Origin of the sequence: Methylobacterium sp. J-030 (assembly GCF_022829545.1) — a bacterium.
Classification (GTDB): Bacteria; Pseudomonadota; Alphaproteobacteria; order Rhizobiales; family Beijerinckiaceae; genus Methylobacterium.
Genome location: NZ_JAKSYM010000371.1, coordinates 103,195 through 118,644, shown reverse-complemented (window position 1 = coordinate 118,644; position 15,450 = coordinate 103,195). Strand labels below are relative to the sequence as shown.

Genomic DNA, 15,450 nt, shown 5'->3' with positions numbered 1-15,450 from the left:
GTCGCCGAGAAGCGGCCGCCGCGCGGCGCGATCTGGTTCACGTAGTCGAAATGCGCGAAGGTCGGCGGGTACTTCAGCTCGCCGAAGCTGGAGAGGCCGTGGCGCTCCCCGTCCTCGGCCCGCGCCGGCCCGATCGCCGCGAGGGCTCCGGCACCGAGGACGAGCCTGCGCCGGGTCGGTCGCCAGGGCGCGCCCGTCAACGGGGGGCCCCGGTCTTGGCCGCGCGCTTCTCGTCGTACCACCACGTCGTCGGGAAGCCGGAACTGGCGTAGAGCGGCAGGATCGCCGGGTGGCTGAAGCGGTTCCAGCGCAGGGTCCGCTGCTCGCTCGAGGACCATTGCGGCACGACGTAATCGTGGGCGAGCAGCACCCGGTCGAGCGCCCGGGTCGCCGCGATCACGGTCGGCCGATTGCGCGCAAAGATCACCTTCTCGATCAGCGCGTCGATGCCGGGATCCTTGATGCCGATCAGGTTGCGCGAGCCGGGGCTGTCGGCGGCGGCCGAGCCCCAGTACTCGCGCTGCTCGTTGCCTGGGGAGAGCGACTCGCCCCAATTCGTCGTGGTGATCTCGAAATCGAAGTTGCGGATCCGGTTCTGGTATTGCGCCGGGTCGATCACCCGGAGGGTGGCGTCGATGCCGATCAGCTTGAGCTGCGCCGAGAACGGCAGGATCACCCGCTCGAAGGTGTTCTGGAACTCCAGGAACTCGACGGTGAGCGGTTCGCCGGTCGCCTTGTTGACCATCTTGCCGCCGCGCAGCTCGTAGCCCGCCTCGCGCAGCAGGCCCACCGCCTCGCGCAGGTTCTTCCGGACGGCCTCGGGGCTGTCGTTGATGGGGTTTGTGTAGGGCGTGGTGAAGACCGAAGCCGGGATCTTGTCCTTGACGCTTTCGAGGATCGCCTTCTCGTCCCCCTCCGGCAGGCCCGAGGAGGCCAGCTCCGAGCCGAAGAAGTAGGAGTTGATCCGCTTGTACAGGCCATAGAACAGCGACTTGTTCATCTCCTCGTAGTTCATCGCGAGGTTGAAGGCCCGGCGCACGCGCGGGTCCTTGAACTTGTCCTTGCGGGTGTTGAACGCGAAGGCCTGCATGATGCCCATGCCGCGGTCGGGGAAGGCCTCCTTGATCAGGCGCCCCTCCTTCACGGCCGGGACATCGTCGTAGGCCGTGGCCCAGTTCCGGGCGATGTTCTCGACGCGGAAGTCGTAGAGGTCGCCCTTCAGTGCCTCGACCAGGACGGTGCCATCGCGAAAATACTCGTAACGCTCGGTGTCGAAATTGTAGTGCCCGGCATTGGCCGGCAGATCCTTGCCCCAGTAGTCGGGCACGCGGGTGTAGGTCGTGCTGCGGCCGGGATCGAACTTGGCGAGGCGATAGGGGCCGGAGCCGAGCGGCGGCTCCAGGGTCGTCTCGGTGGGGTTGCGTTGCTTGCCGTTGGCGTCCTTGGCCATCCACCAGTGCTTGGGCAGGATGCGCAATTGGCCGATCACCTGCGGCAGCTCGCGGTTGCCGGTCTCCGTGAACGTGAAGGTCACCTCGTGCGGCCCGGTCGCCGCGGCCTTCGACACCGTGTGGTAGTAGGCGGCGTAGAACGGGCTGTTGGCCTTCAGAATATCGAAGGACCAGACCACGTCCTCGGGGGTGATCGGCTGGCCGTCGTGCCAGCGGGCGGTCTCGCGCAGGCGGTAGGAGACGGAGCCGAGATCGGGGGCGACCCGCACCGCCTCGGCGATCAGGCCGTAGGAGGTGAACGGCTCGTCGGAGGATTGGGTCATCAGCGGATCGTAGATCTGCTGGATGCCGTTCTCGAGGTCGCCCTTCAGGCCGGCAACGATGATGTTGAAGTTGTCGAACCCGCCCTGGGCGCCGAGGCGCACCGTCCCGCCCTTGGGGGCGGCCGGGTCGGCATAGTCGAAATGCTTGAATTCGGGGCCGTATTTCGGCTGGCCCATCAGCGTGAGCGCGTGGGTCCACTGGCCGGCAGCCGGCTGGGACGGCGGATCGGAGGGCATCGCGGCCGGCTCCTGCGCGCGGGCCTGGTCGAGGTGCAGGCAGGCGACGAGGAGCGTCGCGGCGAGGAGGCGGCCGGTCACGGTCTGCGCTGTCACGGGCGGGCTGTCTCCGTTGTGTCGGGGCGCGGGCGTTCGCCCAGCCTCATAGGCCGCGGGGGCCTCGCGCGTCGAGCGCGTACGCGCTTCGGCGCCACGGGAGGCGCGGTTTCTCCCTCCCCCGCAGAGGGGGGAGGGGAATCCGCATGCACCGCGAGGTATTTCCTTCACACCGCCCGCCCGCGCCGTCCCTCCACCAGCCACATCGCGAGCAGCGCCGCGGCCAGGGCGGCGAGCGCCGCGAGGCCCAGCGCCAGCGGGTAGACCTCGACGCCGCGGATGTTGGCGCTGTCGCTCGGCCGGAAGCCGATCCAGTCCGCGCCCGAGAGCCGTCCGCCGCGCACCACCGCGAGCCGCGGCACGTCGATGGCGCCTCCGGAGCCGGCGACCCGGCGGACCGAGCCCCCCGAGCCGTCCGCCACGGCCTTCAGGCGCTCGGTGTCGCTGAACACGTCGGCGAGCTCGCGCGGGTTGGCCGGACCGACACTCACGAAGGCCACGAGATTGCCCGAGCGCAGCGTGTGCAACCCGAGGCTCTCGGCGTCGAAGGTCGCGGTGAACAGACCCGGCTCGCTGGGCTTGAGCGTCAGCGTCGTCACCTTGCCGGTCGGCCCGGTGACGGTGACCGGCTCGGCCTGATCGGCCATGGTCTGGCGCTCGACCCGCACCTCGCGGCCGTGGCCGGTCGTCTGGGCGCGCAGCGCCTCCTCTTCGAGGGCCGGCTCCTTCATCAGCCAGTGACCGAGGCGACGGAGCAGATCGAGATAGGGGCCGCCCTCCTGGTAGCCCCGGGCCCAGAGCCAGGCGTGGTCCGACAGCAGCAGGGCGACGCGGCCTTTGTCCTCCCGCGACAGGGCGAGCAGCGGCAGGCCCTCGGCCCCCGACAGGATCGGCTGGATGCCGGGCCGCGTGCGCGCCTCGATGATCCGCAGCCAGTCGCCCCAGGCCGGGGGGCTCGCGTCCGAGCCCGGCAGGGCACGGGTCACCGGGTGGCGCTGGCCGACCTGGGTCGGCGTCGCCTTGTAGGGCTTCTCGACGACCCGCCCGTCCGGATCGCCCGGCAGGATGCCGGCGAGCCGGGTGCGGGCGAGGCTCGCCGGGCCGGCGAATTCGGGGCCTGCCGCGATCAGCAGGGCCCCACCTTCCCGGACATAGCGGACGATGTTGTCGAAATAGGCCTGCGGCAGCACGCTCTGGTTGGCGTAGCGGTCGAAGATGATCAGGTCGAAATCCTTGATCTTCTGGACGAACAGCTCGCGCGTCGGGAAGGCGATCAGGGAGAGTTCGGAGATCGGCGTGCCGTCCTGCTTCTCCGGCGGGCGCAGGATGGTGAAGTGGACGAGATCGACGTTGGCGTCGGACTTCAGCAGGTTGCGCCACGTCCGCTCGCCCTGGTGCGGCTCGCCCGAGACGAGCAGCACCCGCAGCTTCTCGCGGATGCCCTCGATCGGCAGCACCGCGCGGTTGTTGACGGTGGTCAGCTCGCCCGGCAGCGGCTCGACCTCGATTTCCACGACGTTCGGGCCGCCATGCTCGATCCGGGTGGTCAGGGAGAACGGCTTGTCGGTGGCGACGTCCCGCCGGCCGATCTCCTCGCCGTCGCGGCGGACGGTGACGACCGCGTGACCTGTGCCACCGCGCTCCATCACCTCGGCGCGGATCGTCAGGTCCTTGCCGACGATGCCGAAGCGGGGGGCCTCAAGCAGCTTGATCTGCCGGTCGCGCTCGTCCGGGTGCCCGGTGACGAGGACGTGGAGCGGCGCCTTGATGCCGAGCTGGGCCATCGAGGCCGGGATGTCGTGGACTACGCCGTCGGTGAGCATCACGATGCCGGCGAGCCGCTCGGGCGGGACGTCGGCCAGCGCCTGGCTCAAAGCCGTGAACAGCTTGGTGCCGTCGTCGCCGTCCTTGGTGTCGGGCACGTCGATGAAGCGCGTCTCGATATTGGCGAGCGCTCCGAACCGGCGCTGCAGCTCGGCGCGGACCGCGTCGGTCATCTGCGGGCGGTCGCCGAGAGCCTGCGAGCCCGAGCGGTCGACCACGATGGCCGCGATGTCCTTCACGGGCTCGCGGTCCTCGTGGACCAGGGCCGGGTTGGTGAGCGCCGCTAGCACCAAAGCAAGGACGAGGACGCGCAGCCACGCGGTCCGGCCCCGGGCCAGCACGGCGAACACCGCCAGCACGGCGACGATCACCCCCAGCACGGCGATGGCCGGCCAGGGGAGGAGGGGGGTGAAGCTGAGGCTCAGCATGATGGTCCGGCCTCACGGACTTGGATCGTCCAGGCGCCAGCCCTTTCCCGGGCGCGTGGAGCGTCAGCGGAGGGCGACCCGGGATCCAGCACAGGACGGCGCGCAGCGTCCGGATGGCTCATACGGTGCCGCTGCGCGGCACCTTCCATGCCGGGTCCCGGATCGCCTTCCACTGCGTTCCAGGCGTCCGGGAAAGGGGCGTGTGTCAGAAGCGGATTCCTCCGCAGCGCGGGAGCGGGCGATAAGTCGCCGATCTGAGTATTTAAAAAGGTCACTGTCCCAGCCGCTCCAGCAGCGCGGGCACGTGCACCTGATCCGCCTTGTAGTTGCCGGTGAGCGTGTACATCACGATGTTGACGCCCCCGCGGAACGCCATCTCGCGCTGGCGCTGGTCGCCGCCGACCACCGGATAGAGCGGCTCGCCCCTGCGGTCGATCGCCCAGGCGGCGGCGAGGTCGTTGCCGGTGATGATGATCGGGCTCACCCCGTCGCCGGCCCGGGCCGGCCGGCGCTCGGCGCCCTCGGCCGCCGGGGGCAGGGCCTCGACCCAGGTCTGGCCCGTGGCGTAGCGGCCCGGGAAACTGTCCACGAGGTAGAACGCCTTGGTGAGCACGTGGTCGAGGGGCACCGGCTCCAGCTCCGGCACTTCGAGCGTCGCCAGCATCGTGCGCAGATACGCGGCCTCCGGGGTCGGCGGCCCGCCCGGGCGGGCGGTGAGCGCGTCGCGGGTGTCGAACAGGACTGTGCCGCCGTTGCGCATGAACGCGTCGATCTTGCGGATCGCCGTCTCCGAGGGCTGCGGCCGGGAGGGCGCGATCGGCCAGTAGATCAGCGGATAGAAGGCCAGCTCGTCCTTGGCGGGGTCGATGCCGGCGGGCTCGCCCGGCTCCAGGGCGGTGCGGGTGGCCAGCATCTGGGTCAGGCCCGTGAGACCGGTGCGGCTCGCCTCGTCGACGGCGGCGTCGCCCGTGATCACGTAGGCGAGCCGCGTGACGAGGGCGGATTCGATGCCGTTCGGCCGGTTGACCGCCGGCTCCTCGGCGCGGACGGGGAAAGCCGGCAGGCTCGCCAGCAGGACGGCGCCCGCGAGGGCCAGCGCCGCCGGGCGCCCGCGCAGGCGGGACGCGAGGCCGCCCCGGCGCAGGAAGCCGCCGAGCCACAGCCCCGCCAGGGTATCGAGGGCGAGGAGCAGCAGCGCCAGGGTGAACAGACCCGGGCGCAGATCGACGGTCGCGGCCCCGGCGAGCGACCCGAACCGGGCGCCGTCGAGGGCGGCGGTGTCGAGGGGCTTCAGCCGGTCGTCGGGTTTGAGGGCGTTCACGCTGATGCCTCCGTCCGGCGGGCCGTAGAAGCCCGGCGGATGCTCCATGGTCGCCCGGTCGGCGTAATCGGCCGAGACCGCGGTGGCCGAGGCCGGGGGCGAACCCAGCGCCCCGAACCCGTCCAGCGTCACCCGCGGGGCGAGGACCGGCGCGGCTGCCCGCGGCGCCTCGCCCTGGGCGGGCGCCGAGGCGCCGGCCAGCGCCACGACGCGCCGGAGCATATCGATGAACAGGCCGGAGAGCGGCAGGTTCGACCACGTCGTGTCGGCGGTGACGTGGAACAGCACGATCGTGCCCAAGCCGCGCTTCTGCGCGGTGACGATCGGCGTGCCGTCCTGGAGCGAGGCCCAGGTGCGGTTCGGCAGGTCGCCGTCGGGCTCGGCCAGGATCTGGCGGCGCACGCCGATATCGGCCGGCGGCGTCAGGCCCGCGAACGGGCTCTCGGGCGGGAAGGGCGCCAGCGTCTTCGGACTGTCCCAGGACAGGGTGCCGCCGAGCGTCCGGCCGCCCCGGCGCAGGCGCACCGGCACCAGCGGATCGTTGCCTGCGGCGAGCCGGGGGCCGGCGAAGCGCAGGAGCATCCCGCCCTCCTTCACGAAGCTCTCGATCCGGGCGGTGGTCTTCTCGTCGAGGGCCCCGACATCGGCCAGCACGAGGACCGAGACCTGATTGTCGAGGAGCTGGTTGATCGATTCCGCCGTGCCCTTGGCGCCGCGGGGCTCCTGCACGTCCGCGAAGGGCTGGAGCGCCCGGGCGAGGTAGTAGGTCGGCGCCAGCAGCGGCTGGGCCTGATCGAGGGTGCCGCCAAAGACCAGGCCGACCCGGCGCCGCTTGCCGCGCTCGTCCTGCAGCACCACGGCCCCGGCCGAGCGCTCGCCCGCGATCTCCAGGCGGCTGATGCTGTTGCGCAGCTCCACCGGCAGCTCGAAGGTCGCCTCCGCCTCGGTGGCGTCGGCCGCGAAGGCGAAATCGCGCTCAGCCAGCGGCAGGCCCTTCTGGTCGAGGGCCCGGATCACGCCCGTATCGCGCCCGTTCGGAGCCGCCCGCAGGGCGTGAGTGACGAGCTTGCCGGCATTCTCGGTGGCGGTGAGGGCCAAAGCCGGCGGCCTGTCGGCGCGCAGGATCGTCAGCGCGGCGCCCTTGTCGCCGGCGAGGTCGGCGAGGCCCTTGGCGAAGCGCGTGTCACTGGCGCCTTCGACGCCGTCGCTGATCCAGACGAGGCCGGCGCCCCGGTTCTTGTCCAGGAAGGTCTCGATCGCGGCGAGATGCGCGTCGCGGGCGGGCAGGATCGGGCGCGGTGCGAGGGCGCGCAGGCGTTCCAGGGCGGCGGCCGGCGTCTTCGCCTCGAAGGCCGCCGGTGCGTCGGCCAGCCCGATCACCGCCACCGGACGGCCGTCACGGGCCGCGCCTTCCACGGCGTCGGTGGCGACCCGCAGGCGGTCGCGCCAGTCGTGGGCGGCGGGGAAGCCGTTGTCGAGGAGCACGAGGAGCGCGCTGCGTCCGCCCCCGGCCCCGATGCCCCCGGCGTTCCAGACCGGCCCGGCCACCGCCAGGATCAGCGCGGCGGCGATCAGGAGCCGGAGGATCAGCAGCCAGGGCGGGGTGCGCGCCGGGGTCTGGCGCTGCGGGATCAGGTCGGCGACGAGCTTGAGCGGCGGGAAATTGATGCGCCGCGGGCGCGGCGGGGTCACCCGCAGCAGGAACCACAGGGCCGGCAGGCCGATCAGGGCGGCGAGCGCCAGGGGCGCCGCGAAGGTCAGACCCAGCATGGCGGCCTCATTCCGTGCCGCGGGCGGCGATCAGCGTGGCGAGCCGCAGGGCCGCCTCGCTCGCCGGCCGGTCCGTGCGGTGGATCGTCAGCGTCCAGCCCTGGCCGCGGGCGATGGACGCCAGGGCGGCCCGGTGCTCGGCGATCCGGGCGCGGTAGCGCGTCCCCCAGGCGTCGGCGTCGCCGATATCGAGGCTGAGGCTGCCTTCGAGGTCGTGCAGCACCGCCTGACCGGTGAACGGGAACGTCTCCTCGATCGGATCCGCGACCATCAGCAGGTGGCCGCGGCTGCCGCGGCCCGCGAGGCTCTGCACGGAGGCCGCGATCCGGTCGGGCGCGGTGAGGAAGTCGCCGATCAGCACCACCTCGTCGAACCGGGCGGGGCTCGCCTGCGGCGGCAGATCCTGGGTCAGGCCGGCCGTGTCGGCGACCAGCGCCTGTGCCAGCCGCTCGACGATCCCACGGGACGCGCTGGCCCGGGTCAGCCCGAGGAGGCCCACCCGCTCGCCGCCCTCCACGAAGGCGTCGGCCAGCGCCAGCCCGAGGATGAGCGCGCGCTCGACCTTCGGCGCCGAGGCCAAGTCCGAAGAAAAGCCCATGGAGGCCGAGCGGTCGATCCAGAGCCAGATGTTGTGGGCCGCCTCCCATTCGCGTTCGCGCACGTAGAGCCGGTCGTCCCGGGCCGAGCGGCGCCAGTCGACCCGCGCGGCGGCCTCTCCGGTGATGAAGGGGCGGAACTGCCAGAAACTCTCGCCCGGCCCGGCCCGGCGACGGCCGTGGAGGCCATGGGCCAGCAGGCTCGACACGCGCCGCGCCTCCAGCACGAGGCGGGGCATTTTTTCCGACAGGGCGGTCGCGCCCTCGCTCTCGCGCCGGCCGGGGGTGCGCCTGCCCGACTCGAGGGCGTGGGTTCCAACCAAGGTCAGAGCTTCTCCGCGAGCTTGGCGATCAGGCCCTCGATGGTCTCGCCGTCGGCCCGGGCGGTGTAGCTCAGCGCCATCCGGTGCTTGAGCACCGGCTCGGCGAGCGCCTTCACGTCGGCGACCGAGGGCGCGACCCGGCCCTCGATCAGCGCCCGGGCGCGGGCGGCGAGCGTCAGCGCCTGGCTGGCGCGGGGGCCGGGTCCCCAGAGGAGCTTGTCCTTCACCAGGGCGTCGCCGCCGTCGGGCCTCGCGGCGCGCACGAGGTCGAGGATCGCCTCCACGACGGCCTCACCCACGGGCAGCCGGCGCACGAGGCGCTGGGCGGTCAGCAACTGCTCGGTGGACATGACGGCCCGCGGGCGCACCTCGTCCACGCCGGTGGTCTCGATCAGGATCCGGCGCTCGGCGGCGCGGTCGGGATAGCCGACGTCGATCTCCAGGAGGAACCGGTCGAGCTGCGCCTCGGGCAGCGGGTAGGTGCCCTCCTGCTCGATCGGGTTCTGGGTGGCGAGCACGTGGAACGGGCGCGGCAGGTCGTGCCGGGCGCCCGCCACCGAGACGTGACCCTCCTGCATGGCCTGAAGCAGGGCCGACTGCGTGCGCGGGCTCGCGCGGTTGATCTCGTCGGCCATCAACAGCTGGGTGAAGACCGGTCCCTGCACGAACCGGAACGCCCGACGGCGCTCGGCGTCCTCCTCCAGGATCTCGGTGCCCAGGATGTCGGAGGGCATCAGGTCCGGGGTGAACTGCACACGCCGCGCGTCGAGGCCGAGCACGGTGCCGAGGGTCTCGACCAGCTTGGTCTTGGCGAGCCCGGGCAGCCCGACCAGCAGGCCGTGGCCGCCGGCCAGGATGGTCACGAGGGCGAGATCGACGACCTTTTCCTGCCCGAAGATCACCCCGTGGATCGCGTCCCGCGCCGCGCCGACGGCGGCAAGGCAGCTCTCCGCGGTCGCCACGATGCCGTCGTCGAGGGTGGTGGCCGGGCTGATCCCCTGCGTCATGCCGCTATCCATCTCCTGCACGGGCGTCCGGAAAGGCCCGCGGATCAATCCGGATAGTGTGGGCGGATGGTACCGGGCTGGCAAGGTCGGGATCGCCGCACGCTTTTTGGGCGGCACGCCCGGAGGCTCGACTCCGGGGAACCCCTTCGCGGCGAGTCCCGTGCTGGCTCCCGGGTCGCATTCCGCCGACGCTCCAGGCGCCCGGGAAAGGGGAGCGTTTCATCCTGCACCGCCCCTTTCCCGGACAGGTGAAGCGACAGCGAAACCTGATCCGGGACCGAGCACCGGAACGCGCGGCGAAGCGGCTCTGCTCGCCCCGGCTCTTGGCGTCGGCGACCCGGACCATTAGGAAGGCGCCCAAGCCGGGGCGGTCCCGCCCGCGACCGCCGGACCGGCCGATTTCCCCTGATGTCTCTCGCGGATCGCGGCGTGGGCAGCTGCACGGGCTTCCCGCGTATCCGGACCTGACCATGCGCCTTCGAGATGTGTTCGCCGCCGGATCGTCGGAGAAGGCCGGCCTCGCCGGGGCGGCTCAATCGCTCGCACGTCCGCTGACCCGGCGCCTCGGCCGCCGCCGCGGCGAGCCTCGGCAGGCGGATCTCATCCAGGCGGTCAGGGCCTCGGGCCTGTTCGATCCGGCCTGGTACGCCAGGCGCTACCCCGACGTGGTCGGCGAGGGGATTGATCCGGTGGTGCACTACGCGGTCCATGGCGGCCGCGAGGGGCGCTGGCCGCATCCGCTGTTCCACGGCGACCTCTACCTCGATTCCGTCCCCGGGCTCCGGGGCGAGGGCATCAACCCGGTGCTTCACTACCGCGACCGCGGCGCCGCGGCGGGGATCCGCCCCAATCCGCTGTTCGATCCGGACTGGTACGCCGAGCGCTATCTCGGCGGCGCGGAGCAGCGCGGCCGGGCGTTCCTGCACTTCCTGGCCCACCCCGACACCGACCCGTCGCCGCTGTTCGACACCGCCTGGTATCTGTCCCGCTACCCGGATGCCCGCTCAGCGGGCGGCAACGCGCTCGCCCATTATTACGAGACCGGCCGGAAGCAGGGCTACCTGCGCAACCCCGAAGAGTTCGCCGGCCTGTCGCGGCACGTGGACCTGATCCGCCGCGCCGGGGTCTTCGACGCGGAGTTCTACCGCACCCGCTGTCGCGAGGCCGAGACCAGCGGGCTCGAGCCCCTGGAGCACTACGTGATGGCGGGCGGCTACCGCCGCTACGCACCCCACCCGCTGTTCGATCCCGACTGGTATGCTGCCCAATCCGCCGCCGTGCGGGCCGATGCCCTCAACCCCCTGGTCCATTACCTCGAGCACGGGGCGGACGAGGGGCTCGATCCCAGCCCCTGGTTCGACACGCGCTGGTACGCCGAGACCTACTTGGCGACCCCCTCGACCGATGACCCGGATGGGCGGAACCCGCTGGTGCACTTCCTCGCGGATGGCGGGCGCAGCACCAGCCCGTCGCCGCGTTTCGACGCGCCCTGGTATCTCGCCCGTTACCCGAAGGTCGCCGCCCTCGGGCTCAACCCGCTGGTCGATTACGTATTGACCGGTCTGGAGGCGGGGCGGCTCACCCGCCGCGTCCCCGGTGCCGCGGTGCCGGAGGCGTCCGATGCCCGCCTCGCCTGCCTGAAGCGCGAGCCGCGCCGGCACACCCGTACGGCCCTGTTCATCACCCACTGCCCGGAGGGGCGGATCCGCGGCCACGTGGAGCCCTACCTGAAGGCCTTCGCGGAGAACGGGGCCGACATCGTCCTGATCATCGCCGCCGACCAGCACAAGAACGCCGTGCCGCAGGCGATCCTGGATCTGTGCGCCTCCGTCTATCTGCGCGAGAACAAGGGATTCGATTTCGCCGCCTGGGCGCATGTCCTGCTGGAGGACGTCGATCTCCTCGACTCGGAAACCCTGTATCTGGCCAACGACAGCCTCGTCGGCCCCCTGTCGGGAAGCGATTTCGCCGCGCTGCTCACGAAGATCGACGCGTTCCCCGAGGCGGTGATCGGGCTCGCCGACAATTTCTACTACTCGCATCACCTCCAGAGCTTCTTCCTGGCGCTGAAGCGGCGCTGCCTCTCGTCTTACGCGTTCAACCACTTCCTCCTGTCGGTCGCGAACTGGCCGGACAAGAATTCGGTGATCACCGAGTACGAGCTGACCTTCTCGCAGCGGATGCGGGCGGCGGGGCTTGGGATGCGCAGCCTGTTCTCGGCGCAGAACAAGCACATGTCGCTGGTCAACGACCCGCGCAACAACCGCACCCTGTTCGACTGGGAGAACATGCTGGCCCAGGGCTTCCCGTTCGTGAAGCGCTCGCTGCTCGGCGAGCACGCCGCGATCGGCGGGACGGCGGTGCGGGAGGCGATCGCGGAGCGCGGCTTCGATCTCGACCGGCTCGACGTGACCTACTCGTATCCGGGCGCCAGGATCTGGGCGGATCTGCGAAGGCCCCGGGGGCCGCAGCGGCCGTTGCGCGTCTCGTACATCGCGCCGATGAACTACGCCAACGGCCTCGGCGTCGCGGCCCGCAGCTACGCCCGCGCGCTCCACCGGGCGCCCTTCGCGCTGAACGTCCATCCGATGGAGCGGCCGTTCCACGTCCACGCCCGGGTGGCGCCGGCCTGGCAGGCCCGGACCTTCTCGGGCGCGGCAAATGTCGCCCTGGTGCATTTCAACGGCGACAGCTGGCATTCGCTCATGAGCGACGCGCAGCAGGACATCGCCGCGCAGGCCCGGCTCAAGATCGGGCTGTTCGTGTGGGAGACCTCCCACGTGCCGGGCGGCTGGCTGCCCACCGTCGACGGGCTCGACGCGATCTGGGCGCCGACCGAGTTCTGCGCGGCGATCTTCCGGCAGATCACCGACATCCCGGTCGATGTCGTGCCCTACGTGGTCGAGAACGAGGCGGGGGAGCCCGCGAGCGCCGCCGCCAAGGCGAACCTGCGCAAGGCCTTCGCGATCGATCCGGCCAAGCGGGTGATCCTCTACGCCTTCGACGGGTCGAGCTACCTCGCCCGCAAGAACCCGCACGCGCTGATCCGGGCCTTCCGGGCGGCGGGGCTGGGGAAGGCGGGCTGGCAGCTCGTGCTCAAGACCAAGCACGTCTTCGACCTGCCGGACGAAGGCAGGAAGCTCCTCGACCTCGTCGGCACGTCCGGCGACGTGGTGGTGATCGACCAGCCGCTCTCCCAGAACGAGCTCGGCGCCCTGTTCGAACTCTGCGCGGTCTACGCCTCGTCGCATTCCTCCGAAGGGTTCGGCCTGACGATCGCCGAGGCGATGGAGATGGGCAAGGTCGTGGTCGCCACCGATTACGGCGGCTGCCGCGACTTCCTCGACGCCACCTGCGGCTTCCCCGTGAAGGCCGAGGTCACCGCCCTCGACCAGACCTACGGACCGTACCTGCGCGGCGCCGAGTGGGGCCAGGTGGACGAGGTCGACCTCACCCGGGCACTCACCGACGCGGCCCGGGCGGTGACCGGCGGGGACGCGGCCCGGATCGGTGCGGCGGCCCGGACGCGCATCCGCGAGCGGCTGTCCACCGGTGCGGTGGCGGCCGCCATGGAGGCGAGCCTCGATCGTCTCCTGGCCGCCGAACGAAACTGACGCCCCGGAGACGCGACCCGTGTTGAAGAAGAAGCCGGTCCCGGCCCCGTCGGCCTCCTGGGGGACGCTCGCGTGGCCGGACGCGATCCTGCCGCTGTCCCTCGACGCCCAGTTCCGCCCCGTGGACGAGCGCCGGCTCGACCAGATCGCCGCCGGGACACTGCCCGCCTGCCGGGCCGTGTTCGTGGCCCCGGCGGCCTCGGAGCTGCGCCCCGACCTCGTGGCGCGGCTCACGCGCGCCCTGGCGGAGCGGCCCGATCTCGGCATCGTCTACGCCGACGACGCCGTGGTGGACGGGGCCGGACAGGTCCGGAGCGTCCATTGCAAGCCGGCCTTCAATCCGGCCCTGCTGATGGCCGACGACTATATCGGCTTCCCGCTCCTGATCCGCGCGGCCGTCTTCAAAAGCCTCAAACCGGATTTCCGTCAGCGCTACGCCAGCGCCACGTGGTTCCGGTTCCTGCTGGAGGCGATCTCCGCCGGCATCGGCATCGACCGGACGCCTGAGACCCTGATCGCCTCACCGCTGGAGCGGCCGAAGGCGACGCGCACGGCCCGCGCCCACGGCCTCGACCGCTGGTTCGAGACGACGGGCGTCCCCCTGCGCACGGCCCCCGGCCTGACGCCGGATACGCTGGAGATCCGCCGGACGCTCGATCCGCGCCCGCCCGTCACCCTCGTGGTGCCGACCAACCAGAGCCGCCCGAAGGACGATGCGGGCCGCCCGGTGGAGGGCGCCAAGCCGCACGTGATCAACCTGCTCGACAGCCTCGGCCGCAGCACCTACCCGGCCGACCGGATCCGGGTGCTGATCGGCGACGACGTGGCCGACGACGCGATCTATCGCGGCCGCTCCGACCGGTTCGCGGTGACACGCCTGACGACCACGCGGGCGCCGGGGGAGCGGTTCAACTACGCGGCCAAGATGAACACCCTCTGGCGGGCCGCCGAGACCGACCTCGTCATCCTGATGAACGACGACCTCGTGGTGCGCCGGCCCGGCTGGATCGAGGCCCTCCTGACCTTCGCGCTCGACCGGGGCGTCGGCGGCGTCGGCGGCCGGCTGCTGTTCCCGAGCGGGAAGATCCAGCATGCCGGCATGACCGGCGGCATCTTCGACGTGTTCGCCCATCCCTGGTACAACCGCGACGCGGCGGAGCCCACCTACGGCGACTGGGCGCTGACGCAGCGCGACTGCTCGGCGGTGACCGGAGCCCTCTTCGCGACCCGCAGGGCCGTGCTGGACGCCGTGAACGGCTTCGACGAGGACTTCGCCCTCGATTTCAACGATGTCGACCTGTGCCTGAAGATGCGCCAGCTCGGCTACCGCATCGTCTACACGCCGTTCGCCGAGATGGCGCACCACGAGAGCGCGTCCCGCCAGACCAGCTTCGCCCCCGGCTCGCAGACCGCGCGCTTCCTGCGCCGCTGGCACGACGTGCTGTCGGAGGATCCCGCCTACTCGCCGCAACTGCGCACCGACACCGACGTGGTCGCCTCCCGGGCCGCCGCGACGCGCTGGATCACGGAAAGGCGGGGGTAGGGCGTAGGGGCGGGCTGATCTCCCGCCCCCCGCAACGGGGGAGGGAGACACGCGCAGACCGTCCCCACCACGCGATCGAGCCGCACGAATGCTGCTGCCTGCTCGCGTCCCGGCGAGGCCGACATCGAAGCCTTCCTATTCGGTGAAGACCAGATCGGCGCGACATTCGATTAAGCAAAATTAGAAAAGACACCGGTCCGCACGGTACAAATGCCTATAAGGACATTCTCACGGACAGCGGAATAGCCGACAATGCTGCCGCCCGACGAGCGGGCCCTGTCCGCCGCATGCCGGAGCTGACTGTGAAGAGGATCCTCGCCGCCGCTGCCCTGCTCCTGGCTTGTGCCGGCGCCTATGCGGAAATCCGCCTGCACGAGGGTGGGCGCCCGGTCGCCGGCATCGCGATGCGGCCCGGGATCGCCGCTTTCAGACCGGCGCCGATCCCGGCGGACTGGGTCGTCGCGGGCAACCCCGTGACCGAGGTCGCGGCGGTCTCGGAGACCCATGACGGGAGCGCGAACGTCTATCTCTGGCGCACCACGGCGAGCACGTTCCGCTGGACCCACCATAGCGACGAGATCGTCACGATCCTCGACGGCGACGTCTTCATCACCGAGGCGGACGGCAAGCGGCACCACCTGACCCCGGGCGATGTCGCGCATTTCCCGGTCGGGTCCGTCCAGCTCTGGGAGGTGCCGAAGACGCTGTTGAAGTCGGCGATCCTCAAGCATCGCGAGCCTCCGCTGGTCGAGGCCTCGCTGCGCTGGATTCGCCGGGCCCGCGCCCTCGTCGCTGGCTGAGCGCCCGGGCCGTCTGCGTCGCGGGTGTGAGCCCGATCCGCTCGAGCGTAAGGTGCCTGCTCGCGACCCGACACAGGCGCCTGGAGCGCTGTCGGCGCTTCCCCGAAGCAGCCGTTC

At 71.4% G+C, this 15,450-nt stretch carries 8 protein-coding genes and 1 pseudogene; 3 read left to right on the top strand and 6 right to left on the bottom strand.

What is annotated here, in order from left to right; genetic code table 11:
- From MKK75_RS30430 to MKK75_RS30405, 6 genes and pseudogenes are all read right to left on the bottom strand, one after another.
- Positions 1–200 (bottom strand): annotated as a pseudogene (locus MKK75_RS30430) (ABC transporter substrate-binding protein); the annotation flags it as partial.
- On the bottom strand, positions 197–2,107 hold the full coding sequence (locus MKK75_RS30425; protein ID WP_244046216.1) for an extracellular solute-binding protein: 1,911 nt from the start codon (positions 2,105–2,107) through the stop codon (positions 197–199). The gene MKK75_RS30425 and the pseudogene MKK75_RS30430, both read right to left, overlap by 4 nt.
- A 167-nt stretch (positions 2,108–2,274) precedes the next feature.
- On the bottom strand, positions 2,275–4,359 hold the full coding sequence (locus MKK75_RS30420) for a hypothetical protein (protein ID WP_244046215.1): 2,085 nt from the start codon (positions 4,357–4,359) through the stop codon (positions 2,275–2,277).
- Between the two features lie 271 nt (positions 4,360–4,630).
- Complete coding sequence (locus MKK75_RS30415) at positions 4,631–7,450, bottom strand: DUF4159 domain-containing protein (protein WP_244046214.1); 2,820 nt, start codon at positions 7,448–7,450, stop codon at positions 4,631–4,633.
- A gap of 7 nt (positions 7,451–7,457) precedes the next feature.
- A complete protein-coding gene (locus MKK75_RS30410) occupies positions 7,458–8,369 on the bottom strand; it encodes a DUF58 domain-containing protein (protein ID WP_244046213.1) in 912 nt (303 codons plus the stop codon).
- A 2-nt stretch (positions 8,370–8,371) separates the two neighbouring features.
- Positions 8,372–9,376: an AAA family ATPase gene (locus tag MKK75_RS30405; protein ID WP_244046212.1), complete on the bottom strand. Its 1,005-nt coding sequence runs from the start codon at positions 9,374–9,376 to the stop codon at positions 8,372–8,374.
- Positions 9,377–9,846: 470 nt separating this feature from the next.
- On the opposite strand from MKK75_RS30405, the gene MKK75_RS30400 reads away from it, so the two are divergent.
- The 3 genes from MKK75_RS30400 (at position 9,847) to MKK75_RS30390 (ending at position 15,333) form a co-directional block, all read left to right on the top strand.
- Positions 9,847–12,990, top strand: coding sequence for a rhamnan synthesis F family protein (locus MKK75_RS30400; protein WP_244046211.1), 3,144 nt, complete (start codon positions 9,847–9,849; stop codon positions 12,988–12,990).
- Positions 12,991–13,009: 19 nt separating this feature from the next.
- Entirely contained in the window at positions 13,010–14,533 is a 1,524-nt protein-coding gene (locus MKK75_RS30395; protein WP_244046210.1) for a glycosyltransferase family 2 protein, read from the top strand.
- A gap of 302 nt (positions 14,534–14,835) precedes the next feature.
- The gene (locus MKK75_RS30390; protein ID WP_244046209.1) at positions 14,836–15,333 is read left to right on the top strand and encodes a cupin domain-containing protein; all 498 of its coding nucleotides are present in this window, start codon (positions 14,836–14,838) and stop codon (positions 15,331–15,333) included.
- Positions 15,334–15,450 lie beyond the last annotated feature (117 nt).